Raw genomic sequence first — 24255 nt, 5'->3', positions numbered from 1 at the left:
GGGTGGGGCCGAGGCCGCGCAGTACCGGGGCGCCGGTTGGCCCTCCCTGCCACGCAACGGTGCCATCGAGGACGCGTCCGAGCTGCTGGCCGTCATGGGCATGACACCCCAGCTGTATGAGAAAATCGCACCGTTTTTGGGTATCAACGGCGGGCAACGCATCGACCTCGGCGCTGCGCCGCCAGCGTTGATCAGCCAAATGACCGGCAAACCGGGGCTGGGCGAGCGGCTTCATGCGTTGCCGGCCGATCGTCGAGAGGCGGAGTACGCCGCGTACACCGCGACGCCCATTTTTGAATATCGCCCGGCCGTGGCGGATCGCGCGGTGCGCCTGACGGCCCGCCTCGTGGATCACCAGGGGCGACCATGGCAAAGGATGGTTTGGATCGATCGCAGCGAGCGCCCTGACACCTTGACACCCTGGACCACCATGCTCATCGAACCCACCACCCGCTTTGGCGTCGCCCCACCGACCGAACACCCATGACACGCAAGACAGCGGCGACCAGCCGCATTTCTCCCCTTATCGATGCCATGATCTGGGGCCTGGGCGATCTGCGGGACCGGCTGGTGGCGCATGGCTGGTGGCCCGCGACGCGCACGGTCGCAGTGGATGCCGACGGGCGTCACTGGGCCATTCGGGGTGGGCGGGCCAGCGCGCTGGCGCGCGCCCGTACCGCCCGCGCTGTCGTGGTGTCGCAAAGGTGCCTGTGGGGGCAGGTCACACTGCCGCGTATGCCCCGCCACGCGGTACCCGCTGCCATGACCGAGGCCTTGCATGGGCACTCCCCGCTGCCGCTGGATCACGTGCTCTACGCTTGGCGCGCAGAGCCCGCGGCCGACGGCTGGCGGGCGGTGTGGGGCATCGTTCCGCGCTCGGTGGTCGCTGATGTGCAGCGCAGCCACGCCATCGCAGAAGGGGCCCCGACCTACCTGATGCGCGAAGATGGTTCTGCCTCGCTGGTGCGCGACGCCGCGGGGCGCAGGTGGCGGCGTAGGCAAGCGTGGTGGGATGTGGCGGGTCTGGCGGCTTTGGGGGCCGCGTTGGCCAGTGCCTCCTTGCTCGCCCTGATGCCGGCTGCCCTCCAGCGTCAGGGTGTGGTGGCCGCGATGCAGCAGCTGCAGACCCTGGACCCCCAGGCCGCGCCCATCCGCCAACAACTCGATGCCTTGCGCACCCAGGCCCGCGTCGTCGAGGACATCCGTGCCGGCCACGATGCAGGCGTGCCCGCGGCATCCATTATCGAGGCCTTGTCCGCCGCGCTGCCCGACGACACCGTGCTGGATCGCATCGACATCAACGGCCGCGACATCCGCATCAGCGGCCTGACCCCCAACGCCACCGATCTGCTGTCCCGTGTGGCGGGGTACGGGGCCTTTGCCGACGCCAAGGCCCCCAACGCTGCCGTGCGCGACCCGGCCAGCAACAAGGAGCGCTTCACCTTCGAGCTGCGCTGGAAAGGGGGGGGCGCCTCATGAATCCCTGGACCCGCCGCGCTTTGGCCGTGCCCGCCGTGTTGCTGCTCGCGATCGCTGCCGCGGTCGCCGGGGCAGCCACGTGGCTGTTGCAGCGCTACCAAACGGGCTTGCAAATCTTGGAGCCCCGCATCGAGCGCTTGGCCGGCCTCGTCGAGGCCGGGGGCGACATCCAGGCCCAACTGGAGCAAGCCACGCAGCAGGTCGGCCCGTGGCTGCACCCGTCCAGCCCCAACGTCTCGACCGAGGTGCAGCAACGCCTGCGCGCGCTGATCGATGGCGCCGGCCTCACATCGGTGGCGCTGCAGGCGGCCGAGCCCGACGCCAGCGGCACCCTCAAGCGGGTGCGCATCAGCGCCACCGTCACAGGTCCGTGGCCGAACGCCGTGCGCTTCTTGCAAAACCTGCAACAACAGCGGCCGGTGTTGTGGGTGCAGTCGATGGGTGTGATGCGCGAAGGGCGCGACGCCCCTACCGAGCCGCAAACCGTGCGTTTGACGCTGCAAATCGATGCCCCCGTAGCGCCGGAGGCAGCACCATGAGATTCTGGCTCGTCGTACTCGCGCTCGTAGCCGCGTGCACAGGGGCGGCAGCCCGGTGGTGGGAGCGTGACCATGCATGGTGGAAGCCACCTGCCCCGCTGCGTCCGGAGGTTCCTCCCGTTCCCACGCTGCCCGAGCCAGTCCAGGCGTCGACCGCGGCGGCCATCGAGCGCCCGCTGCTGTGGTCAACCCGCCGGCCGCCCCGCGCTCGCACACAAGAAGACCGGCTGCTCGAAGAGCTCAACCAGTCCCGTCTGATCGCCGTCGTGCAAAGTGGCGAGCAGCGCGTTGCCCTGTTGCGCACGCCCAGCGGCGGCTTGGTCAAATACGGCAACCAGACGCGCCCTTGGCGGCTGGAGTCGTTTGACGGGCGCCAGGCGGTCTTCGTGACCGACGAAGGCCAGCGTGCCAGCCGGCCGCTGGAAGCCGCGCGCGGACGATGAGCCAGTCCCTCCGTCGCATGACCCATTATTCGTTTTGTCCTGACACCATGACACCACGTCTGAGCCCCCTTTTTCTGGCCCTCGCCGTGGCCGGCTGCGCCAGCGCGCCCCGCGACCATGCCCTCGTGAGCGCCACGGCGGCCCCCGCCCCGTCCGCGGAGATGGTGTCACCGTCTGCCGACGCAAGCATGGGCGCGCGTGCACCATCCGAACAGCCACCACAAGCGCCCGAATCCCGGTCGACGACCGTTTCCAAGCGCTCCTCGGGCACACAGCTGTATCCGGGCACCGACCAAATGGTCAAGGCCGACTTGGCCCCCCGCACCGACGCGGTGCTGGCGCGCGGCGACCGCGTGTCGTTGAATTTTGAGGGGGCGCCCATCGGCCAACTGGCGCAGGCGTTGTTGGGCGACTTGCTGCAGCTCAACTACACCGTGGACGCGGGTGCCGACATCCCCATCAGTCTGCGCACCCACCAGCCGATTCCCCGCCCGCAAGTGCTGGACGTGCTGGACGCCGCCCTGCTGCCCCACGACCTGGCCATCGTGCGTGACCCTGCCGGTGTCTATCACGTCACCAAGCGCAGCACCACGCCGGGCGCACGCCCGGTGGTGGGGGCAGCGCGGGTGCGCGAGTTGCCCGGTGCCGGTATCGTCATTGCGCCCCTCAACCACATCGGCGCGGCCGAAATGGCCAAAATCCTGGCCCCTGTGGCGCCGCGCGAGGCACTTGTCCACGTCGATACCTTGCGCAACGTGCTCGTTCTGCAAGGCAGCAAAGCACAGCTCACGGGCTGGCTCGACTTGGTCGACGCCTTTGACGTCGACTTTCTGGCGGGCATGTCGGTGGGGGTTTTCGTGTTGGAGTACGCCAACGTCAACGACGTGCGCGACGCCATGCAAATGCTGCTGGGCACGGACCGCGCGGGCGAGATCGTCGGGCAAGCCGCCAGCACTGCCAGCTCCATTCCTGCCCAGGCCACGGGCGGGCCCCAAGGGGCTGCGACGGCAACGGTGGGCGCAGCATCCGCCTCGGTCAACCCCCTGGCGGGGTTGTTGCGCGTGCTGCCTATCGAAAGGCTCAACGCCCTGGTCGTGGTCACGCCACGCCAGCACATCCTGACGCAAGTGGAGACGTGGATTCGCCGGCTCGACCGGCCCACCGATGCCCACGAGTCCGCCTTGTTCGTCTATCCCGTGCAACATGGCTCGGCGGTCGATTTGGCGGAAATGCTCAACGGTCTCTTTGGTGCGGATGGGGCGCGCACGACGGGTGTGGCGGCGGGCAATGCCCCCACGCAACTCACCCGCGCCAGCGGTCCCAGCGCCGCCAACCCGGCATCGGCCACCGCCGCCAATGCCCGCACCGCTGGGGCGACCACCACGCCGGCACTGGCGCCCATAGCGCCCATGGGGGCAGCAGGGGCGGGCAATGGCCAGGCCGCGCTGACCAGTGCCACGCGCCTCGAGGGCAACATCCGCGTCGTCGCGGACGAAAAGCGCAACGCCTTGCTCATCCGCGCGCCGCGACCCGAATACCGGCGCATCGAGCAGGCGCTGCGCGAACTCGACAAAGCCCCGGCGCAGGTGCTCATCGAGGCCAGCATTGTCGAAGTCACGCTCACCGGCAGCCTGCAATACGGCGTCGAGTGGTTTTTGCAAAACAGCCTCAGTGGCGGGCGTGAGGGGCAGGCCCTGCTTAACCTGCGCCAAAGCGGCGCCATCGGCCCGCGCCAGCCGGGTTTTTCGTACACCATCCTCAACCGCGCCGGCGTCATCCGCGCCGCGCTCAACGCCCTGGCCGACAACTCGTTGCTGCGCGTGCTGTCCAACCCCTCCGTTCTGGTGCAGGACAACCACAACGCCACCATCCAGATAGGCCGGCAGCAGCCCATCAAAACCGCCACCACCGTGGCCACCAGCAACCTGGTCACGGAGTCGATCTCCTACAAGGACACGGGGGTCATGCTCTCGGTCACACCATCCGTCAACGCCGGCGGTACCGTCACCATGGACATCGTCCAGCAAGTCACCGACGTGGGCGAAATCGACGCCGCCACCGGGCAACGCAACTTCCTCACGCGCCAAATCCAAAGCCGCGTGGCTGTGCGCTCGGGCGAAACCGTCGTGCTCGGCGGGCTGATCCGTGACAACGAGACCAACGGCAGCTCCGGCTTGCCGGGGCTGTCCCAGATCCCCGTGCTGGGCGCGTTGTTTGGCACCCAAACCAAGCAGCGTGACCGAACCGAACTGCTCGTGCTGCTGACCCCGCGCGCGCTGGAGGACGACGATGCGCTGCGCGCGGCCAGCACCGAACTGCGTGAGCGTATGCGCACGCTGTCCCTGCAGGCGCCCGTGGGCAGTCCCGCAGCGCTGCCAGCGCAACGGGATTGACAACGACGCGCGGGAACCGACCACCACCCCAGGACTCTACCGCTAGGCCATGAAGACACCCAACCCCATCCCCTACCAGACCAAGGCCCCTGCCGAATCGGGCACCCTTGCGCGCCGTCGTGTGTTGGTGTATGTGGCCGCCCCGATTGTCACAGCCGCGCTCGGCGGCTGCGCTGCACCGGGCGGCCCCGTGGATGAACGCGACGCCCTGCTAACCCGGGCGCGCGCCTACTGGGCGGCCACGCAGGCCAACGACCTTGTCACCGCTTGGCCGTACGAGGACGTCTCGCTCGATCCGCGCTGGACGCTTCAGGCCTATCTCAAACGCGGCGGCATACAGTACGACGCGGTGCAGGTCAAGGGGGTGCGCAGCCTGGAAGGGGACGCTGCCGTGGTGGACGTGGAGATCCGCTTCAGCCTCCCGCAAGTGCGCCTGCGCAACCAGGTGGCGCTGGTGCCAGACCGTTGGCGGCGCATCGACGGCCGCTGGTACCACGTGCTGGGCCGCAACGCGATCTTCGAGGACAAGCGCTGAGTCGTCGGTGCGGTTCGTCCGTGTTGTTTGTTCGCAACGGTGAGGGTCTTCGGGCTTGTCCTGAGCGCAGACAGTTGAGCACGCCGCCGTTTTCCCTGTATCATTGCCACAGCCCAGTCGGAACCGACGGTTGGGTTAGGAATCCCGCAAGGGTTGCAAAGCTTCCTTGTCATCAACCAAAGGACTTGTAAACATGAAGAAACTCGCCATTGCTGCAGCCGCCGCTGCCGCCTTGACCGCCGGTGTGGCGCACGCCTACACGATGGGCACCTTCTCCAACGGCTTCGTGGTGCCCAACGTCATCCATGACGGGGGCAACGTCTCGACAGCTGTCGGTATCATTTCCACGGAAGCGACGAGCGTGTTCTGGACGTTCTTCGACCAAGACTCCAAGCACATCACCGATGGCTGCTTCGCGGTGACAGCTAACGACTACCACCCGTTCGTGTGGCGAAACGCCTCCGGGGTTGGCTTGGAAAACAAGCGTGGTTACTTGGTGTTTGCGGCGGGCAAAGGCGCCACTTGCGCAGCTTCTACCAACATCCGTCCCGTTGATTCGCAAACCTTGGCTGGCCATGCGTTTGAGTACAACCTGAGCGCCAAAGATGTTGTTTACGTTCCGGTGGTTGATGGTCCTTTGGGTATTACCCAGGGTGCTGACCTGACCACGCTGGATGCCAACAGCTTGGCTTCTGCCGGTGGTGCTGCTCTTGTCGGCAACACCCTGTACATGCGTTATTACATCGACGGCGCTGCGGGCGGTGACGACACCCGCATCGTGGTGTGGTCGACGGGTAACCAAGAAGGCACCCATACCGTCAACATCTACGACGACAAGCAAAACCGTAAGTCGGTCAACTTCGACCTGAAGTTCGCTGAGCTTGACTGGTTCGATCCGGAAACCATCGCCGGCCGCCCGGCTGATTTCAAGGATGGTTTCATTGTTTGGAATACGGGTAACGCTGCTCCGGCTCTGAGCGGTTCGGTGTTCAGCTACAGTGTGATCAGCGCTCCTGCGTTTGGCGCTGTGCAGACGATTCTGAACCCGCACAAGTGATTCAGCTCGGATTCAGAAGAATATTTTGATTGAGTTAAAAGGCGCCAACCATGGCGCCTTTTTTTATCGATGAGCAGAAACGACCTATGGTGAAATGGTGTGCGCGTAAGGGTTCCAGCAGGCTGCTGCGCGCGGTGTCAAATGTGCTTTTCCCTGCCGTCGTGGCGCTGATGGCAGCATGCGCGGGGCCGACCCGGCACGAATCGCCCGAGGGCGCCGCGGTCGAGGCAACAGGCGTAGCGGTCGCTGCTTCGATGCGGCTGCCCTCACCCGAGGTTTGGGGTGGACAGGCCCGTTGCACGGAAGTGGCGGGGTGCCGCTGGGTAGCGGTCGAGCACGACGTCAGCGCGGTGGTGCTGTACGCGCTGGATGGGCGTCGCCAGCATTTGCTCAGCCGGCACGCGGTGGCTTACCACCCGGACAGCGCGAAATGGATCGATGACCGGCATGTGGTTGCGGCCGTGGAGAAGTCGCGGAGCTTGGATATCTTTGCCGTAACGGCTGATGGCCAACTGCAGCCCAAGGCGCAGATCGATGTGGGTTTCGAGCCGCGGGACGTGATGGTTTTACCTGCCCGCGATGGCGGTTGGCTGCTGCTCGCGACCCCGTACCGTGGGCGGCAGGTGGCGTGGGTGCATTGGCGACCGAATGGGGCGACCCGCGTCGTACCGCAAACCTGGTGCGCGACGCCCTGGCACGTAACCGCTGTGCCACGGGGGCCGCGCGGTCAGGGCCCCGGGCTGGTGACCAGCTGCCTGGACGACAACCAGGTGCTCTACCTGCCCTTGCCAGATGCGTTGGACACGGCGGTTGCCACACAGCCCCAGGCGGTGCACCGGTTTGACCACGTTGCACGACGGGTTGGGGTGACACCGTCCGGGCGGTATTGGTACGTGGCGCTGGAAACTGGCGGCAAGGTGGCACGCTACGACGTCACCACGGATGTTTGGCAGATGTTGCCGTTCACCGCTTTTGGCGCCGTTGGGGTGGCCCCTTACGATGACGACACCGTCGCATGGGGCGAGAACAACCGCGTGCTCATCGTCCGCTACGACGCAGCGGGCCAGGTGTTGGCGCAACGCAGCGTTCCCGTTTCCGGGCTGCCGACGGAACTGCAGTGGATCGACGTGGATCGAGATGGACATCTCGACCTGATGTCCATGAATTCGACAGGACCTGCATCGGATGTGCTCTTTGGGCCCTCGCTTCCCTGAGCGCGTGAACCCCATCGGCGCCTTGCGTCGGCATCTGGTCGGGTTTCAACATACAAGTGGTCAGACATGAGAGCAATTCATTGGCGAAAAACGTTGTGTGTGCTGTTGTTTGCGGCTGCCGGGACGACGCCTGTGTGGGCCCAGGTGCCCGTGCCACCGAACGGTGGCGCGGATCGTGCCGTGAATGAGGATCCCGTGCTGGTTCGCCTTGGCGAACAAGACCTCATCCGCGCCTCGGATGTGCGTGCCTATGCCCAACGCCGTATCGATATGCGCCCCCTGTTGACCACCCCGCACGGTGTGCGGGCGCTGGTCGATGAAATCGCGATGACGCGAACCTTGGTATTGGAAGGTGAGCGCCTCAAGGAGCCGCGCGCCAGCGAGACAGCGCCGGGCACGGATACGCGCTTCGATGACATTTATGCACTCGCCGTATACCGAAAAATCGCTGGCGAGTGCCAAGCGCCGGCTGATGAGGTGCAAGCCAGAAAGTATTTCGACGAACACCCGCAAGCTTTCACGCTGCCGGCGCAAGCGCGGGTCGAGCGCATCATCCTGCCCAAGACCTTGGAGCTGGACAAGTTTCCAGCCGAGCTCTGGTTGGGGTTACAAGCGAGGGCGGTGGCAACCTCCGGTGCGCGGTTTGAGGCGCTGGTCCAGCGCGCAGCGGAGGCGGCCCCCGCGTTGCGGCAGGGCGACTTGGGTTGGATGCCGTTGCAAGGTGCGGATCGCGAGCCGGTGCTGGCAGCCCTGCAAAGCGCGGGGCGAGGCGGGCTGGTGGGGCCGCTGGTGGAAGGCGACTATGTTTACCTGCTGCGGGTGGCAGACTGGCGCGATGCGCAAAAGCTCCCGTGGGACGCTGTCAAACACCAAGTGCCAACACGTGCGGTGCAGTACTGTCGCGAGACACAACGGGAGCGCGTCAAAACAGACCTGTTTCAACGCTACCGGGTGCAGATCGACGATCAAGCGCTGCGAGCGCTGAAGGTGGTGGGGAGCTGACGTCCGGTCGACGTCGGCCGTTTTAGGCAGGGGCCAGTCGCTTGACGGCCCATGATAGCAACTGGCGGCGCATTTCGTGCCGCCACGAAAACGTGTCGGGTTTGCATGCCACCAGCACGGAGTCGTGCCACATGTCCCCCCCTTCGCCGCCGGTGCCGGTCCAGTCGGTGTCGGCTTGCAGCACGTCGAGTCCGGCAAACCGTGCAATGGCGCGCAGGCCGTCGGGGTAGAAGCGCCAGCAATCCACAGGGTAGCGGTGCTCAGGGCCGGCCGAGGGTACGATCAAGCAGCAGATACCCCCGGGGCGCAGCACGCGTGCGACCTCCAATGCGGTGATCCAGAAGTACTCAATGTGCTCGAACGCCTGCCCCGACACCACCACGTCGGCGCTGCGGCTGGGCAGCTCCCGCCAGTCGTAGGGGTTGCGCAGCACAACGTCGACATTGCGCCCAGCTGCCATGTCAGCGCCCACGTACTCCCATGCGCTGTGGTCGAACAAGGGCCGGTAGCTGCCGTTGACGTCCTGGCTTCCGATGTCGATCACACGCAGGCGTTCAGCCTGGCGGTTTGCCAGGTGGGTGTCGCGAAACGCCTGCATACGGCGAAAGGAGCTTTCGTGCATGGCGAAGTATCATATAGGGTTTTTTCATGATTCGGGCGCGTTCGGCCGGAACGGCGCCTGGGGTGGGGCCCGTGGATGCGTCTGAGTGATACCCGTCATCGTTGGCTGGTGGTGAGTCTGCTGCGGCGCCGGTTGGCGGAGCGTTACCGTGGCAGTGTGCTGGGCGTTGCGTGGGCGGTGGTCCTGCCCTTGGGTATGCTGGCGGTATACACGTTCTTTTTTCGTCACCTGCTGGCCATGCGCTGGCCGGGCAACCCGGGTGCGGGTGACCTGGAGGTGGCGGTGCGTATTTTTGTGGGCTTGACGTTCGTTGGCTTCATGGGCGAGGTGCTGACGGGAGCACCGCGACTGGTTCTGGAGCAGCCGGCCTATGTCAAGAAAATCCAATTTCCCCTGCCGGTGCTCGCGTATGTCCACGTGGGCGCAGCGTTTACGCAGGCGCTGCTGGCGCTGGGGGTGGCTGCCGCGGTGGCGCTGGTCGGTGGCATTGGCCGACCGTGGGCGTTGCCGCTGGCCACGGTGTACTGCATTCCGTTGCTGCTGTGGGCGCTGGCACTGGCGTGGGCGCTCGCGGCGGTTGGTATCTACCTGCGCGACTTGCAGCACATGATGTCACCCATCGTGACGGCGCTGCTGTTTTTGTCCCCGGTGTTTTACTCGGTCGCGGCACTGCCGGCGCAGTGGCATGCGCTGATCGCCGCCAATCCGCTCACGCTGCCGATCGAGGGGGCAAGGGCCGTGTTGCTCGGGGACGTGCCGCCGGCGTGGACACAATGGTTGACGCAGTTCGCGGTGGCCTGTTGCGCGGTGATCATCGGTCGATGGTTGTTTGACCGGGTGCAACCGGGGTTTGCCGATGCACTCTGACCACGGTTTGCAACCCGGTGAGATCCGGTTGTCGGGCATTGGCAAGGCGTACAGCGATCAGGTGCGGCCGTTACAAGCGCTGGCCGAGGCGCTCACGCGCCGCTCGCATCGCCCCAAGCATTGGGTGCTGCAAGGGGTGGATGTGGCGTTGCCCCGCGGTGGCAGCCTTGGGGTGATCGGTGCAAACGGCGCGGGCAAATCGACCCTGCTGCAGATCATGGCCGGCACGCTGTTGCCCAGCGTGGGCCAGCGCATCTGTGTGGGCAGGATTGGTGCGTTGCTGGAGCTTGGAGCGGGTTTCAACCCCGAGTTCACCGGCGAGGAAAACGCCCGGCTGGCATGCGTGCTGATGGGCATGACCCCGCGCGAGGCCGATGCGACGTTGCCGCAGATCGAGGCGTTTGCCGAGATCGGTTCGGCCTGGAGCCGCCCGGTCAAGACGTACTCCTCGGGCATGTTTGTGCGATTGGCGTTTGCCGTCTCGACGGCGGTGGAGCCGGACATCCTGATCGTGGATGAGGCGCTGTCGGTGGGCGATGCGGCGTTTTCTCGCAAGAGTTTCGATCGCATCATGGCGCTGCGCGAACGTGGCGTGACCTTGGTGTTTTGCACGCACGCCCTCTACCAGGTGGAGATGTTGTGCGAGCAGGCCATTTGGATCGATCGCGGGCGGATCATGGCGCGCGGCGCTGCCGGCGACGTGGTGGCCCGCTACAACGATCATCTCAAATCCCACGAACGCGCTGCGCGTGATGCCGAGGCTGTCACCGGTGCCCGCGAGCCACGGGTGCTGGGGGCGGCTGATCGCTTGGCGCGCGTGCGCGGTGTCGAGCTGTTGGTCAATGGTGCTGCGTGCGGTCCGCATGGCATGCCGGAGCTGCGCAGCGATATCGACGAGTTGGGGGTGCGTGTGCATGTGTCGTACGATGCCGCTATCCCACCGCCAACGGTCGCGGTGCTGTTGAGCGACGCCACCGGCATGCACGTGACGAGCTGCACATCGTTTCATGATGGTGTTCGGTGGCAGTCCGCTCAAGGTGCGCTCACGGCGTGCTTGCGCGTGCCTTCGTTGCCCTTGATGCGCGGTGAATTTACCGTGGACGTGTTTTTGATGTGCGAAAACGCCATCCACGTATACGAGCATGTCGTGCATGCCGCGCGATTCAGTGTCATGCCCGCTGGCCCAGAGCCGGGCATCGTGCGTCTTCCACATCGGTGGGAGCAGCAGTGAAAGGCCGCCTCGGTGATCCCCTTTGGTGGCGCTACCGGCTGGGCAACCCTTTACTGGCCGGACTGCCGCTGCACTGGCAGTACGGCTGCGCCGAGCTGTGGGGGCGCTGGCGTGCCAACGCTGCCCTTGACGCCGAGGCGATCCGGCGTGGCGTGACGATGCTTTTGGGCCGGTGTGACACCGAGCGGGACGAAACGATCGTGCGCGCCTACCACGGGCTGCAGTCGCGCATTCGGCTCGATGATCACCGCATGGCAACGGCCACCATGTCGGACGTGGTGGGTCAAGTGACCCTGCGGGATGCCGACATCCTGACGCGCGCTGCGGCCCAGGGTCGCGGGCTGATCATCTTGACAGCCCACTATGGACGATTGGGTATGATAGGGCCCGCGTTGCGGCGGCTGGGGTTGTCCAGTGCGTTTCTGTCCGCGACGGTGGACGAGCGCGCGACCGCTTTGTCCCCCATGCAGCGATGGGTCGGTTATCGCAATGGCCAGAGTCTGCAGCGCTTTGCGGGCGGGCAGTGGATCATGGCCGATGACCCCACCGTGCGTCTGCGCTCGGTGTTGCGGCGCGGCGAACCGCTGATCATCGTCATGGATGCGTTTTCGTCACACAGCCCGCAGCGTGAGACGTATCGCTTTGGTGCCGGTACGCTATCGATTCCGACGGGCATCGTTCGCTTGGCGCAGGCAACGGGGGCGTTGTTCGCTTTGGCGCTGTTGCACGATGTGGGTGGCCCGCGGGTGGAGATGCGTTGCTCGGATTTGGCGGGGTCACCGCGCGAAGCGCTTCAGCAAGCGTTTGATATCGTGGCGCAAGCGGTCTGGACAGAGCCCTGGCAGTGGTGGTTGCTGCCGCACGCGGCCACTTTGTGGCAGCCGCTTGGCCCCACCCGTTCCGCCTGGCCCGATGCCGCAACCACGAACAGGAGACACGCAACGTGACTGCCGCCATCAAACCCGGCGAATCGCTCAAGTACCACGTCGACCACGACGAGATCGCGCCCGAATCGGTCTTGGGCCAGATCCTGGCGCTAATACGCCCAGGCAGCCGGGTGCTGGAACTGGGGTGTGCAACGGGCAGCATGACACGTATCCTGCAGGAGCGGCATGGCTGCCGTATCGACGCCGTCGAGTTGGATGCCATGGCGGCGCAACAGGCGCGGCCTTATTGTGACCGGCTGCTCGTCGAGGATTTGGAAAACATGGCATGGGATGGCCCCTTCTTTGCTGGGGAGACGTACGACCATGTCCTGATTGCCGATGTCTTGGAACATTTGCGTGAGCCGGCGCGTGTTTTGCGTGGTGTGCGGGGATTGGTTCGCGCCGGAGGGAATATCGTCGTTTCGACGCCCAATATTGGTTATGCCGGTGTCCAGGCAGCGTTGCAACTGGGGTGGTTCCCCTACGGTCCGACCGGTTTGTTGGATGAGGGCCACGTCCACTTCTTTACCCGCTTCGAGTTGGAAGCGTTGATGCTGGGTTGCGGTGTCGTGCCTGTGGCGCGTCGCGCGGTGCACTGGGGGCCAGGGGATTCTGAATTTGGTGCGTTTTGGAACCAGCTGGCACCTCAAGACCAGGAGCATTTGTTGCGTGCAATGGACGCGACGGTGTACCAATGGGTGGTTGCCGCCGAGTTGCCATCGGATGCCGCGTGGCGGCGGTGCGTCCTGTTCGCGTCCGGCGACGCTGGGCAGCGGCGGCGGCTTGAGCAATTGTCCGAACAAGTGGTTGCGTTGCAACGCGAGCTCGAGGTTGCCCGGCAACGGCTCGAAGAGGCCGCCCACCGCGGCCAGGAGGAGTCGAATCGCAGGTGTGCCCTGGAGCGCGATCTGCAGGCGATCACCGAACAGCGCGATCAAGCGCGCAGCCAGTTGGAGGCGGTGCTCACGTCGAAGAGCTGGCGCCTGACAGCACCGATGCGCGCCGCGAGGCAAGCCATTGCCAACATCTGCGGTGACGGCGGCAAGGTCTTCGTTTCCCTGCGAACGCAGGGCGTTCAGCCGACCGTGCAGAGGATAGCGCGCCGCCTTTTCCAGCGTCCAACGGCTTCGGTGCCGCTGGTGGCTGGGGCCGTGAGGTCGGAGCTGCTGGCTGGGGATTGGTCCGCCTATCGAGCATGGCTGGACGCGTATGAGGCGCTGCCGCCCGATGGCGCCGAGCGTGTCGCCTCGGCCATTCAGAGCGAGGGGTCATGGCCCACGGTGGGCATCGTAGTGCCGCTGTTCAACCCCAACCTCGACTGGCTACGGCAGGCCATCGAATCTGTACGGCAGCAGTGGTATCCCCATTGGCACCTGTATTTGGTGGATGACTGCAGCACCCGACAGCGTGCCGAACTGGCTGCTTTCCTGGAACGTTTGGGGGAAGAAGATCGTCGGGTTCGCGTTGTCTGGCGGGCGCGTAACGGACATATTTCGGCCGCCACGAACGATGGGCTGGCCTTGTCGGCCGACGATTGGGTCACGTTTTTGGATCAAGACGACGTGTTGGCACCCCACGCTCTGTGGTGCGTGGCTGTGGCCATCCGGCAACATCCGCAAGCACGGATCGTGTACTCCGATGAAGACAAAATCGATGCACAAGGAAGGCGCTGTGAACCACATTTCAAGCCGGATTGGAACCCCGACCTTTTGCTGTCCTACAACTATATTTGTCATTTAGCGGTTTACCGCCGTCAGGATGTCGTGGCGGTAGGGGGGGTGCGGCAAGGGTTTGAAGGTGCGCAGGACTATGACCTAGCGCTGCGTGTGCTGGAGCGTTGCCGCCCGGAAGAGGTTGTTCACGTTCCCCGGGTTTTGTATCACTGGCGTGTGCACGAGGGTAGTACGGCCCACGATGTGGGCGTAAAGCCGTACGCGTTGGAAGCAGGTCGCCGGGCGTTGCAAGAAGCGATGCAGCGTCGGGGGGTATCCGCAACCGTGACAGTGGACCGGCGATCGGCTTACCGTGTGAGGTACCACATGGCAGGCTCTCCGCCGCACGTTACCGTTGTCGTGCCGACCCGAAACGGAGGTCGTCTGCTCAAAACGTGCATCGATGGAGTAATTGGACGTACCCATTACGACCGCTATGACATCGTCATTATTGATAACGGTTCGGATCAGGCGGAGACCCTGCGTCTGCTGCGGGACTACGCGCAGCATCCCCGTTGCACCGTGGTGCATGACCCGCGTCCGTTTAATTACGCGGCGCTGCACAATGCCGTGGTGCCGGGTGTCAAGGGCGATTACGTCCTTTTGCTCAACGACGACATCGAGGTCAAGGACGCCGACTGGTTGCGCGAGATGGTCTCGGTCGCGGTACAGCCCGGCGTTGGCATCGTCGGAGCGCGGTTGTTGTTTCCCAACGATACCGTACAGCATGGCGGCGTGCTCTTGGTGGGCGGGGTGGCGGGACACGCCCACAAGCACTTGCCGGCGGACCATCCGGGATACATGATGCGGGCGCACGTGCGGCAGACCCTGTCAGCCGTCACTGCCGCTTGCCTGCTCGTGCCCAAGGCGGTGTATCAACAGGTGGGAGGGATGGACGAGCGCTTGGCCGTGGCTTTCAACGATGTCGCCTTCTGTCTGGCGGTCGGGCAAGCCGGCTATCGCATTGTCTGGACGCCCTATGCCGAGCTGTACCATCATGAGTCGGCGACTCGGGGGTACGAGCACGAGGACCCCGTCAAGCAGCGCCGCTTCGAGGCGGAGGTTCACTATATGCAAGAACGATGGGGTGATCGGCTGCGGGAGGATCCGGCGTTCAACCCCAACCTTGATAATATGCGCGAGGATTTTGCGCTGGCCCGGCCGCCGCGGCTGACGGCACTTTTTTGATGTGCGGTGTCGCGCCAAGATGGAGAACAGATGAGCGCAAGTGGTACGAAGTGTCGAGGCACGTTTCCCGGTGTTGCCGCCTAAAGGCATAAGGCCAACATGACCGCCCGATTCAGAAGATGCTCCGCTGACGCCTCGGCGCTGGTGCGGTTTGACGTCAGGTCAGCTGCCACCGTCACATCGTGATCTTAGATGATCGATGGCCTATCTTTTTTTCGATTATCAGGAATGCATATTGTGAGCGTGGTGCAAAAAGCGTGCGTCTTAGCAATGTTCGTTACCGCGTCATTGGGACATGCTAATGGGGTATGGACCTATGTCGATGCTCAGGGGGTAACGTACATCGGCAATGTGTCCCCTCCACCGGTCAAGCGCTTGCAGTGGTTGGCATTCGATGATCGCGTTAAGACCCTGCCGCTTCGGTCATCCTCGCTGCATCCGGCACGCTTGCCTGGTTACGCCGTGGTTCAGCCGTTGCTGGAGTCGGCTGCCCAGCGGCAGGAGCTCGACCCAGCGCTGGTGACGGCCATTGTGGCTGCCGAGTCCGGGTTTAGGCCGGAAGCCGTTTCCAAAAAGGGCGCTGTGGGCCTGATGCAGGTGATGCCGGCGACAGCACAGCGGTATGGAGTGGTGGCCAGCAGTCCTCAGCACGCCGCGGCATTGCTCAAAAATCCTGACCTCAATGTTCAGGTGGGTACACGCTACCTGGCTGACTTGTTGCGGATGTTTGACGGTGAATTGGAGCTTGCCATAGCCGCGTACAACGCGGGCGAAGGAGCGGTCTTGCGCTATGGGCGACGCATCCCTCCATTCCCAGAAACACAGGAGTACGTCGTGCGCGTCATGAAGTTTTATCGGGCGTTGACGGGGCATTTGGGCTGAGCACACGTTTTCCTCCACCGAGTTCGACGTGCTCACCCAACTGATCTTGTCGTTTCTTGTTTCAGCGGTCGCAGCGGGCTGGCTGGTTCGGGATGGGCGCCGCTATGCTCGGCACTACCCGGTCGACGCGCCCCAGCGTTTTCACGTTGGGGATGTGCCACGGTTGGGCGGCGTGGCGATGTTGGTGGCGCTGGTGGTGGTGTCGGCGCGGCAGGTGCACCCGGTTTGGGGGGACCTTGGGCGCTCCATCGTGCCGTGGGCGGTTTGGCTCGCGGTGATGGGAACCTTGCTGCCTGCTGTACTCGGTGGCGTTTTCGAGGATCTGACGCACCGGCTGGCGCCGCTTCCACGCTTGGCACTGACGGGCTTGTCGGCAACGCTGGCTGTCGTCTGGTTGGGTTTGAGCATCGACCGATCGGGTTTTACGTGGTTCGACACCCATTGGCAAGCGCTGCCGTGGCTTGGGATGGCGCTCGCATGGCTGGCGGTGGCGGGGTTGCCACACGCTTTTAATTTGATCGACGGCTACAACGGACTTGCGGGCGCAGTGGCGCTTGCCGTGACATCGGCGCTGGCGTATGTTGCGTTGAAGGTTGGTGACTGGCCGCTGGCCGCGCTGCTGTCGTCGCTGGCGGGCGCGACAGCAGGCTTTTTGGTCTGGAACTACCCGCGTGGTTTGCTGTTCGCAGGTGATGGGGGTGCATACTTATGGGGATGTGCGTTGGCAGTGGCCTCTGTGGCACTCGTGCAGCGAAATCCCGCCGTTTCGCCCTGGTTTCCGATGTTGCTGTTGGCTTATCCTGTTGTGGAAACATTGTTTTCGGTTTACCGCAAAGCGGTGCGCGGTGACTCGCCGGGTGTGGCGGATGCCCTGCATTTTCATCAACTCATTTACCGCCGCATTGTCCGCGGTGTGTTTCACGACGATGCGGCGCGCCAACTGCTGATGCGCAATAACCGTACGTCTCCGTATCTTTGGGGTTTTGCGCTCACAACGGTGATTCCGGCGGTATTGTTCTGGGATACGACTCCCGTGTTGATGGTGGGGTGCGTACTTTTTGTTCTCGCATACGTTGCGGCCTACTTGACCATTGTGCGGTTTAAGGTGCCGCGCTGGTTGCGTCGATAAAATTGGATAGATCAATGTTGATCGGTATCAAAAAACTTGCGCCGGTGCTGGCAATGGCAGTGGGGCTGGCAGCTCTGTATGCCATTGGTTACACCCATGGGCTGATATTTGACGATGCCTGGATAGCGCGTGATGCAGACAAGCTTGCGGGCCCGATAACGCTAGAGCCTAGTTTTCGTAGTTTATGGATGGCGAGCTATCAGGCGGTTTATCATATTGCCGGGCCAGAATTGTATTGGCAACGAGCATTCAATGTTTTATTGCATATTGTCAATGCGATTTTGATTTTGCTTTTGACGGAGAAATTGGTATATAGAGCGCTGGATCACGAGGATTCTGCATCACAACGGGAAAACTCCGGTGAGGCTTTACAGGAGTTGCGCTCGTTGGCGCGCGTTGCCGTGCCGGTAGCGGTCATGATCTGGGCTGTCAACCCGGTGGCCGTGTATGCAGTGCAGTATTTGACGCAACGTTCCACGTTAATGGCGACGGCGTTTACTGTCGCCATGCTGTTGATGTTTATCGCGGCACTGAATGCCCGGACGCTGTTACGTCGGTTGCTCTGGGTCGGGGGGGCGGCGCTGGCGTACCTGATGGCCTTGCTGTCCAAAGAGCATGCCGCACCGGCGGTTGCCTTGCTGTTGCCGATTTATGTTTACTGGCACCGACCTCACGCCAGACAGCTTTGGCAAGGGGCCGTGGTGCTGGTTGGTGTTGCAGTGGTCACGGCTGTGATCACGGTACATCGCAAAGGGTGGACGATAGGCGTTCCGACCGAGGATGTGGTGCGTCCATTCCTGCGTCAGTTGGACGCGCTCAGACCGGGTGCATCTGAACAGGTATATGTGCTGAGTGTGGTCAACCAAACGTGGCTTTTTTTTCGTTATGGTTTGCTCTGGGTATTTCCGTGGGTGGGTTGGTTGAGTGTTGACTTGCGTCCGCCGTTTCCTTTGGAATGGTTTGCGTTTCCGCAGGTGTTGGGTGCAGGTGCCTTTTTGCTGGCCGTGGCTGCTTCATCTATCGCCATATTGCGTCAACCGGGGCGGATTGCTCTCGTGGGATTGGTGTTTTTGATCCCGTCCATCATGTTTTCCGCAGAATTGGCGTTCGTCCGGTTGCAAGAGCCATTCGTTTTGTATCGCAGTTATCTTTGGTCGATTGTGTTGCCGGCGTTATGGGTTGTCATTTTGATATCTGTGTTGCGTGCACATAAATGGATTTTGGGTGTTGGGGGGCTGCTTGTGGTTGGCTTTGGGTTGATGGCTGTCGATCGCATCCAAAGTTTGCGTGATGACCCAACGGCATGGCGCGATGCTTTATCCAAAATCGATCCATCCGGACCGCAGAATGCTTTGGGGCGTTGGCGTGCGCCGCATAACCTGGCACGTTGGGAGCTAACGGCTGGACGCTTTGATAGTGCGTTTAATTATGCAAAGCTGGCCGATCGACTGGGTGCGCCAAATGGAATGGCGAAGCAAAAAATGGGTTCTGCGTTGGTATCCCTTCGTCGCCCCAAGGAAGCGTTACCGTTGCTATTGGCAGCCCAGTCGGAAGGTTATGAAGGCGTTGAAATTTGGGTTTCGATAGGCAGTGCATTTGACCAAATGGGCAGAGCGGACGATGCTTTCCTAGCTTATGACCGTGCGCTCACCGGGGGGCTGCATGAGCGCTATCGACCGGCTACCCTTTTGGCAGCCGGTTATTTGGCAAATCGCGTTGGTCAATACCAAAGGGCGGAGTACTATTTTGGTGAATTGCTTAAGGTGAACCCTGAGCTTTCTGCGGCGACCGCCGGGTTGGCGATCGCGCTGGCGGGACAAGGGCGGCCAGCACAAGCGCTGACGATGTTGTCGGAGGCGATTGGCCGGCGTGCGTCCGCCGACCTTTATCACGCACGTGCCAATGTCAACATGCGAGCCGGTGACCTCAAAAAAGCGGAGCAGGATATCTTGGAGGCGCTCGCGCGCGATCCCAATAACCCGGTTTATATTTCCGTCCTGCGGGAGATTCGTATGGGGCGGTAGAAATCGCATGATGCCGTCCTTTTTGGGGGGCAAGGACGTCCGCGCAACACCAAAAAAAGAGGCAGCTCATGGGCTGCCTCTTTTTGCTTGCTCGTCCAGCGAGTGACGCCGTCAGTTGGTGATCCCCGCCAAATCCCGCAGCATCTGCACTTTGTCCGTGCGCTCCCAGGTGAACTCGGGCTCGTCGCGGCCGAAGTGACCGTAGGCGGCGGTTTTGCTGTAGATGGGGCGTAGCAGGTCCAGCATCTGGATGATGCCCTTGGGCCGCAGGTCGAACACCTCGTTGACGATGGCGGCGATCTTTTCATCCGGGATGACGCCCGTGCCCTCGGTGTAGACCGTGACGTTGATCGGGCGCGCCACGCCAATCGCGTAGCTGACCTGGATTTGGCACTGCCGCGCCAGGCCGGCGGCGACGATGTTTTTGGCCACGTAGCGGGCGGCGTAGGCGGCCGAGCGGTCCACCTTGGTCGGGTCCTTGCCGCTGAAGGCGCCGCCGCCGTGCGGGCAGGCACCGCCGTAGGTGTCCACGATGATCTTGCGCCCGGTCAGGCCGCAGTCCCCCTGCGGGCCGCCGATGACGAAGCGGCCCGTCGGGTTGATGAGGTAGCGGGTGTTGTGCAGCCACTCCTTGGGCAGCACGGGCTTGATGATTTCCTCGACGCACGCCTCGATGAATGCCGGCTTCATGTGCTTGCCGTCGCTCATTTCCGGGCTGTGCTGGCTGGACAGCACCACGGTGTCGATGCTGTGCGGCCGCCCGTCCACGTAGCGCATCGTGATCTGGCTCTTGGCGTCGGGCCGCAGGAAGGGCAGGCGCCCGTCCTTGCGCAGCTGCGCCTGGCGCTCGACGATGCGGTGCGCGTAGTAGATGGGCGCGGGCATCAGTTCCGGCGTTTCGTCGCAGGCGTAGCCAAACATCAGGCCCTGGTCGCCGGCGCCGGTGTTGAGGTAGTCGTCCGACGCATGGTCCACGCCCTGGGCGATGTCGTTGCTTTGCTTGTCGTAGGCCACGAGCACGGCGCAGCCCTTGTAGTCGATGCCGTACTCGGTGTTGTCGTAGCCGATGCGCTTGATGGTGTCGCGCGCGACCTGGATGTAGTCGACGTGCGCGTTGGTGGTGATTTCACCGGCCAGCACCACCAGGCCGGTGTTGCACAGCGTCTCGGCCGCCACGCGGCTGCGCGGATCTTGCTCGAAGATGGCGTCGAGGATGGCGTCGGAAATCTGATCCGCCACCTTGTCCGGGTGGCCTTCGGAAACCGATTCGCTGGTGAAGAGAAAGTCGTTCGCCATGGCTTTACACTCCGTCGGTGATGGTTGCCGGCGTTGCGCCGGCCCCTGTACCGGGGTGGTGGCGAACGCTTTAGCGGCATTTGTGAATCGCCCGCAAGTAGTTCGGTAACTCGGCGATGGGGCCCGATTGTACCCCGGTCCCGCCGGGCCGCAGCCGCACGTTCGATGTCCCTGCCCATGACGCGCTTGTTTTGGTTGTTTGCCCGCTGGCCGCTCGTTGCGCTGCACGCGCTGGGTTGGCTGGGGGGGTGGGCGGTGTGGCTGGCGTCACCGACCTACCGCCGCCGCTGGGCCGAGCACACCCGGCTCGCGGGCCTGCGCGGGCGCGAACGTTGGGCGTCGGTTGGGGCGGCTGGCCAGCAGGTGGCCGAGCTGCCGCGCCTGTGGTTTGGCCCGCCGGTGCCGGTGGGCTGGGAGGGGGCGGCCCACATCGAGGCGGCCCTGGCCCAGCGACGCGGCGTGTTGTTTTTGACGCCCCATCTGGGGTGTTTCGAGATCACACCGCGCGCGTATGCCGAGCGGTTTGGCCGCCACGGCGCCCCCATCACCGTGTTGTACCGCCCGTCGCGCCACGCGGCGCTGGACGCACTGTTGCGCCCGGCGCGGCATGGCGCAGGCTTGGCGGCGGCGCCGACCACGCTGGCGGGGGTGCGGCAGCTCATGCAGGCGCTGCGTCGTGGCGAGGCGGTGGGCCTGTTGCCCGACCAGGTGCCTCCCGAGGGGTTGGGCGTGTGGGCGCCGTTTTTCGGTCGGCCGGCGTACACCATGACGTTGGCGGCGCGCCTGGCGCAGCAGCCGGGGGTGCAGGTTTTGCTCGCCTGGGGGGAGCGCCTGCCGTGGGGGCGGGGTTACGTGGTGCATGTGCAGCCGTGGGCGCAGGTGATGCACGAGCCGCTGGCGGCCGATGCCGTACAGGCCGCCGCGCAAATCAACCGCGCCATGGAGGCGCTCATCGGCCGCTGCCCGCGTCAGTATTTGTGGGGGTATGCACGCTACAAAGCCCCGCGGCCACTGGCGCCGGGCGCCGCATGAGGGGTGGTCGCCTCGGGCGCAGCGTGGCCGTTGACGAAGGCCTCGATCAACCCGAGCACGCGCTCGGGCTCCTCATGCAGCAGCCAGTGGGACGCGTGCGGCAGCCGCTCGATGCGCAGATCGGGCACCCAGCGCTCAAGCCCATCGAGCAGTGACGGCAGCAGCGCCTGATCGCGCAGGCCCCAAATGACCTGCGTGGGTACCCGCACGTGCAGCAGCGTCTCGGGCAGTTCCACGCCGGCCGCCGCGGGATCGTCCGCGGTCGATGGGCGCAGCGGAGAGGCCACGTAATAGTTGAGACCGCCCTGCAGCCCCAGCGCCCACACCGCCTCGTATTGCGCCTGCAACGCGGGTGTTAGCCACGCCGAGGTGTCCGACATGCCGCGAAAGAATGCCCACAGCTTGGCGTAGCCGTCGGCGCGCAACCGCTCGGCCGCGTCCGGGCGGATGAGAACGTTCATGTAGGCGCTGGCGGCCTGTTGGGCGGGGGAGTGGCGCAGGTCGCGCCAGAAGGTGCCGGGGTGTGGGGCGTTGAGGATGACCAGCCGCTGCAGGCGCTGCGGTTGCAGGGCCGCCAGGTTCCAGGCCACGGCGCCACCCCAATCGTGCGCCACCACGGCGGCGACCTGGCCCGGCGTGGGGCCATCGGCGGTGACGGCATCGATCAGCGCGGCGACGTCTTGCACCAGGTGGCGCGCCCGGTACGCCTCGGGCTCTTTCGGGGCGCTGGAGCGTTCGTAGCCGCGCAGATTGGGGGCAATGCCGTAAAAGCCGCCATGCGCGGGGTCGGCCAGTCGCGTCAGCGCCTCGTCCCACACGAAGGCGGCTTCGGGAAAGCCATGCAAAAAAACCACCACCGGGCGGCCGGGGCGACCGGCGGCGCGCACGCTCAGGGTGATGCCGTGGGGCAGGGGCTGCTCGAAGGTGTGGATCATCGGTGCGGTCTCCGTCACCGGCACGCCGCACCGATGGGTACGGGTGCCGTCAGGGGGTGGGGGCAGGCGTGGCCTCGGCGGGCGGCGGCGCCGGGTGGGCCCAGCGCCACAGCTGCAACGCCACCTCGTCGAGGCCCTGGCGCTTGAGCGCGGAAAACAGCATCGCACCGCCGCCGGCGGTCTGCAGTCGCGCAATCGACAGCGCCTTGGCTTGTTCGGTGCGCGAGAGTTTGTCCGCCTTGGTCAGCAGCACCCGAAAATCGAGCCCCTGTTCGACGCGCGGGCGGATGATGTCGAGCAGCGCTTCGTCCAGCTCCGTCAGGCCCAGACGTGCGTCGCACAGCATGACCACCGCCCGCAGGTTGGGCCGGCTGACCAGGTAGTTGGCCATGACCTGCTGCCAGCGCCGCTTGGCGGCTTGCGGCACGGCCGCGTAGCCATAGCCGGGCAGGTCGGCCAGCACGGCGTCGGTTTGCCCGCCCTTGCCCAGCGCAAACAGGACGATGCTTTGCGTGCGTCCCGGCATCTTGGAGGCAAAGGCCAGCTGCCGCTGTTGCGCCAGGGTGTTGATGCAGGTGGACTTGCCGGCGTTGGAGCGGCCGACGAAGGCGATCTCGGGCACGGACAGCGTGGGCAGGTGTTGCAGCTGCGGCGCCTCGGTCAGAAAGCGGGCGGTGTGCAGCCAGGCGAGCGCCTGCGCGGCGTCCGTGGTGGGGGTGTGGTGCATCGTCATAAGGGGTGGTCTGGCGGCATTGTAGAATCGCGCGATACCGTCGAGGCTGCGCCGGCCTTGCGCAGGAAGCGGCCGGCTCGGCATGCATTTATCGCGCCCATCCAGCGACCACGCCATGAAACCCATCGTCACGCTCCTTGGTGCCGCCCTCGCCGCCACCCTGTCCTGGTCCGCGCACGCGCAGACCGCCCAGCCCGACCTCAAGCGCGGCGCGGCGCTGTACGGCCAGGTGTGCGTGGCCTGTCACGCGGCGGACGGCAACTCGACCACGGCGGCCAACCCCAAGCTGGCCCAGCAGCACCCGGAATACCTGATCAAGCAGCTGCAGGAGTTCAAGTCGGGCAAGCGCGCCAACGCCGTGATGCTGGGCTTTGCCAGCCAGCTCTCGGACCAGGACATGCGCGACATCGCCTACTGGCTGGCGAGCCAAAAGGCCACCACCGGCTTTGCCACCAATCCCGAGCTGGTGCGTCTGGGTGAGCGCATCTACCGCGGCGGCCTGATGGACCGCCGCATTCCGGCGTGCGCGGGCTGCCACGGTCCCAGCGGCAGCGGCATCCCGGCCGAATACCCGCGCCTGAGCGGTCAGCATGCCGAGTACACCGCGGCGCAGCTCAAAGGGTTCCGCTCCAACGAGCGCGCCAACAACAAGCTGATGCACGAAGTCGCCCGCTACCTGACGGATGAGGAGATCAAGGCCCTCGCCGACTACGTGGCGGGGTTGCGCTGAGCGCTGGCCCCGCTGGTGCCAGGGTTGGGCGGTGGGGCCTGCACGCAAAATATTAGTGTTGGATAATATTGGCCGCCATGGGGTGGCCGTCGCGTGGAACCTTCCGCGTACCCTTGGAATCTGAACAGAGGCAGGCCGCACACCGGCCTGCCTTTTTTGTGTGCGCCCGGCACGGGCGCACTCTTGGAGGTGAAAGTCCTCCCGTAAGTTGATCACAGCGAACGAAGCGAAGCGCAACTGCAAGAGGGTGACCGATTGTGGGGAGGAAGCGTGGAGCGAAGCTGCG

The 24255-nt window shown here is 64.5% G+C and carries 21 protein-coding genes and 1 pseudogene; 18 read left to right on the top strand and 4 right to left on the bottom strand.

Going from position 1 to position 24255, the window contains the following annotated elements; genetic code table 11:
- The 9 genes and pseudogenes from Tther_RS09520 to Tther_RS09480 all read left to right on the top strand — a co-directional run.
- A pseudogene (locus tag Tther_RS09520) lies at positions 1 to 487 on the top strand (type II secretion system protein GspK); the annotation flags it as partial.
- Positions 484 to 1479 (top strand): PilN domain-containing protein, encoded by a 996-nt coding sequence (locus Tther_RS09515; RefSeq protein WP_143903264.1) that lies wholly within the window; start codon positions 484 to 486, stop codon positions 1477 to 1479. The pseudogene Tther_RS09520 and the gene Tther_RS09515, both read left to right, overlap by 4 nt.
- A complete protein-coding gene (gene gspM, locus Tther_RS09510) occupies positions 1476 to 2018 on the top strand; it encodes a type II secretion system protein GspM (protein ID WP_143903263.1) in 543 nt (180 codons plus the stop codon). The genes Tther_RS09515 and gspM overlap by 4 nt, the downstream gene beginning before the upstream one ends.
- The gene (locus tag Tther_RS09505; protein WP_143903261.1) at positions 2015 to 2461 is read left to right on the top strand and encodes a hypothetical protein; all 447 of its coding nucleotides are present in this window, start codon (positions 2015 to 2017) and stop codon (positions 2459 to 2461) included. Before gspM ends, Tther_RS09505 begins: the two co-directional genes overlap by 4 nt.
- Positions 2462 to 2772: 311 nt before the next feature.
- The gene (gene gspD / locus Tther_RS09500; protein ID WP_246098983.1) at positions 2773 to 4854 is read left to right on the top strand and encodes a type II secretion system secretin GspD; all 2082 of its coding nucleotides are present in this window, start codon (positions 2773 to 2775) and stop codon (positions 4852 to 4854) included.
- 49 nt (positions 4855 to 4903) lie between these two features.
- Positions 4904 to 5389 carry a hypothetical protein gene (locus tag Tther_RS09495; RefSeq protein WP_143903257.1) on the top strand — a complete coding sequence of 162 codons (486 nt, stop codon included), beginning with the start codon at positions 4904 to 4906 and terminating at the stop codon, positions 5387 to 5389.
- Positions 5390 to 5582: 193 nt separating this feature from the next.
- On the top strand, positions 5583 to 6446 hold the full coding sequence (locus Tther_RS09490) for a hypothetical protein (protein ID WP_143903255.1): 864 nt from the start codon (positions 5583 to 5585) through the stop codon (positions 6444 to 6446).
- Between the two features lie 50 nt (positions 6447 to 6496).
- Positions 6497 to 7660 carry an FG-GAP repeat domain-containing protein gene (locus tag Tther_RS09485; RefSeq protein WP_143903254.1) on the top strand — a complete coding sequence of 388 codons (1164 nt, stop codon included), beginning with the start codon at positions 6497 to 6499 and terminating at the stop codon, positions 7658 to 7660.
- A 99-nt stretch (positions 7661 to 7759) separates the two neighbouring features.
- Positions 7760 to 8662 (top strand): peptidylprolyl isomerase, encoded by a 903-nt coding sequence (locus Tther_RS09480; RefSeq protein ID WP_185975056.1) that lies wholly within the window; start codon positions 7760 to 7762, stop codon positions 8660 to 8662.
- 22 nt (positions 8663 to 8684) lie between these two features.
- On the opposite strand, the gene Tther_RS09475 is transcribed toward Tther_RS09480, so the two are convergent.
- Positions 8685 to 9284: a methyltransferase domain-containing protein gene (locus Tther_RS09475; protein WP_246098982.1), complete on the bottom strand. Its 600-nt coding sequence runs from the start codon at positions 9282 to 9284 to the stop codon at positions 8685 to 8687.
- A 75-nt stretch (positions 9285 to 9359) separates the two neighbouring features.
- Here Tther_RS09475 and Tther_RS09470 point away from each other — a divergent pair, with 75 nt between their 5' ends.
- The 7 genes from Tther_RS09470 (at position 9360) to Tther_RS09440 (ending at position 19243) form a co-directional block, all read left to right on the top strand.
- A complete protein-coding gene (locus Tther_RS09470; protein WP_143903250.1) occupies positions 9360 to 10151 on the top strand; it encodes an ABC transporter permease in 792 nt (263 codons plus the stop codon).
- Positions 10141 to 11382 carry an ABC transporter ATP-binding protein gene (locus Tther_RS09465; RefSeq protein WP_143903248.1) on the top strand — a complete coding sequence of 414 codons (1242 nt, stop codon included), beginning with the start codon at positions 10141 to 10143 and terminating at the stop codon, positions 11380 to 11382. The genes Tther_RS09470 and Tther_RS09465 overlap by 11 nt, the downstream gene beginning before the upstream one ends.
- On the top strand, positions 11379 to 12329 hold the full coding sequence (locus Tther_RS09460) for a lysophospholipid acyltransferase family protein (RefSeq protein WP_143903245.1): 951 nt from the start codon (positions 11379 to 11381) through the stop codon (positions 12327 to 12329). The genes Tther_RS09465 and Tther_RS09460 overlap by 4 nt, the downstream gene beginning before the upstream one ends.
- Positions 12326 to 15208 (top strand): glycosyltransferase, encoded by a 2883-nt coding sequence (locus tag Tther_RS09455; RefSeq protein ID WP_143903243.1) that lies wholly within the window; start codon positions 12326 to 12328, stop codon positions 15206 to 15208. Before Tther_RS09460 ends, Tther_RS09455 begins: the two co-directional genes overlap by 4 nt.
- Before the next feature lie 237 nt (positions 15209 to 15445).
- Complete coding sequence (locus Tther_RS09450) at positions 15446 to 16090, top strand: lytic transglycosylase domain-containing protein (protein ID WP_185975055.1); 645 nt, start codon at positions 15446 to 15448, stop codon at positions 16088 to 16090.
- A gap of 28 nt (positions 16091 to 16118) precedes the next feature.
- Positions 16119 to 17219: a glycosyltransferase family 4 protein gene (locus tag Tther_RS09445; RefSeq protein ID WP_143903239.1), complete on the top strand. Its 1101-nt coding sequence runs from the start codon at positions 16119 to 16121 to the stop codon at positions 17217 to 17219.
- Positions 17220 to 17233: 14 nt separating this feature from the next.
- Positions 17234 to 19243, top strand: coding sequence for a tetratricopeptide repeat protein (locus tag Tther_RS09440; protein WP_143903237.1), 2010 nt, complete (start codon positions 17234 to 17236; stop codon positions 19241 to 19243).
- A gap of 111 nt (positions 19244 to 19354) precedes the next feature.
- Here the strand turns inward: Tther_RS09440 and metK are convergent, their stop codons facing one another.
- A complete protein-coding gene (metK, locus tag Tther_RS09435) occupies positions 19355 to 20539 on the bottom strand; it encodes a methionine adenosyltransferase (RefSeq protein WP_143903235.1) in 1185 nt (394 codons plus the stop codon).
- A 177-nt stretch (positions 20540 to 20716) separates the two neighbouring features.
- Here metK and Tther_RS09430 point away from each other — a divergent pair, with 177 nt between their 5' ends.
- Positions 20717 to 21571 (top strand): lysophospholipid acyltransferase family protein, encoded by an 855-nt coding sequence (locus Tther_RS09430; RefSeq protein WP_143903233.1) that lies wholly within the window; start codon positions 20717 to 20719, stop codon positions 21569 to 21571.
- Here Tther_RS09430 and Tther_RS09425 read toward each other — a convergent pair.
- Positions 21532 to 22506, bottom strand: coding sequence for an alpha/beta fold hydrolase (locus Tther_RS09425; RefSeq protein ID WP_143903231.1), 975 nt, complete (start codon positions 22504 to 22506; stop codon positions 21532 to 21534). The two genes, Tther_RS09430 and Tther_RS09425, sit on opposite strands and share 40 nt — an antisense overlap.
- Positions 22507 to 22555: 49 nt before the next feature.
- Positions 22556 to 23233 carry a ribosome biogenesis GTP-binding protein YihA/YsxC gene (gene yihA, locus Tther_RS09420; protein ID WP_246098981.1) on the bottom strand — a complete coding sequence of 226 codons (678 nt, stop codon included), beginning with the start codon at positions 23231 to 23233 and terminating at the stop codon, positions 22556 to 22558.
- A gap of 121 nt (positions 23234 to 23354) precedes the next feature.
- On the opposite strand from yihA, the gene Tther_RS09415 reads away from it, so the two are divergent.
- Positions 23355 to 23969, top strand: coding sequence for a c-type cytochrome (locus Tther_RS09415; protein WP_143903227.1), 615 nt, complete (start codon positions 23355 to 23357; stop codon positions 23967 to 23969).
- The last annotated feature ends 286 nt before the right edge of the window (positions 23970 to 24255 follow it).

The sequence above is a fragment of the Tepidimonas thermarum genome (assembly GCF_007556705.1).
GTDB classification, from domain to species: Bacteria; Pseudomonadota; Gammaproteobacteria; order Burkholderiales; family Burkholderiaceae_C; genus Tepidimonas; species Tepidimonas thermarum.
Note: the sequence above shows the minus strand (reverse complement) of the source record. Positions and strands in the feature narration are given on the sequence as shown.

Excerpts from the sequence above, each read along its gene's own strand:
- Tther_RS09485 (WP_143903254.1), top strand. The coding sequence starts at position 6,497 with ATGGCGCCTTTTTTTATCGATGAGCAGAAACGACCTATGGTGAAATGG.
- Tther_RS09475 (WP_246098982.1), bottom strand. The coding sequence starts at position 9,284 with ATGCACGAAAGCTCCTTTCGCCGTATGCAGGCGTTTCGCGACACCCAC.
- Tther_RS09440 (WP_143903237.1), top strand. The coding sequence starts at position 17,234 with ATGTTGATCGGTATCAAAAAACTTGCGCCGGTGCTGGCAATGGCAGTG.
- Tther_RS09430 (WP_143903233.1), top strand. The coding sequence starts at position 20,717 with ATGACGCGCTTGTTTTGGTTGTTTGCCCGCTGGCCGCTCGTTGCGCTG.
- Tther_RS09495 (WP_143903257.1), top strand. The coding sequence starts at position 4,904 with ATGAAGACACCCAACCCCATCCCCTACCAGACCAAGGCCCCTGCCGAA.
- metK (WP_143903235.1), bottom strand. The coding sequence starts at position 20,539 with ATGGCGAACGACTTTCTCTTCACCAGCGAATCGGTTTCCGAAGGCCAC.
- Tther_RS09490 (WP_143903255.1), top strand. The coding sequence starts at position 5,583 with ATGAAGAAACTCGCCATTGCTGCAGCCGCCGCTGCCGCCTTGACCGCC.
- Tther_RS09415 (WP_143903227.1), top strand. The coding sequence starts at position 23,355 with ATGAAACCCATCGTCACGCTCCTTGGTGCCGCCCTCGCCGCCACCCTG.
- gspM (WP_143903263.1), top strand. The coding sequence starts at position 1,476 with ATGAATCCCTGGACCCGCCGCGCTTTGGCCGTGCCCGCCGTGTTGCTG.
- Tther_RS09470 (WP_143903250.1), top strand. The coding sequence starts at position 9,360 with ATGCGTCTGAGTGATACCCGTCATCGTTGGCTGGTGGTGAGTCTGCTG.
- yihA (WP_246098981.1), bottom strand. The coding sequence starts at position 23,233 with ATGCACCACACCCCCACCACGGACGCCGCGCAGGCGCTCGCCTGGCTG.
- Tther_RS09505 (WP_143903261.1), top strand. The coding sequence starts at position 2,015 with ATGAGATTCTGGCTCGTCGTACTCGCGCTCGTAGCCGCGTGCACAGGG.
- Tther_RS09465 (WP_143903248.1), top strand. The coding sequence starts at position 10,141 with ATGCACTCTGACCACGGTTTGCAACCCGGTGAGATCCGGTTGTCGGGC.
- Tther_RS09425 (WP_143903231.1), bottom strand. The coding sequence starts at position 22,506 with ATGATCCACACCTTCGAGCAGCCCCTGCCCCACGGCATCACCCTGAGC.
- Tther_RS09515 (WP_143903264.1), top strand. The coding sequence starts at position 484 with ATGACACGCAAGACAGCGGCGACCAGCCGCATTTCTCCCCTTATCGAT.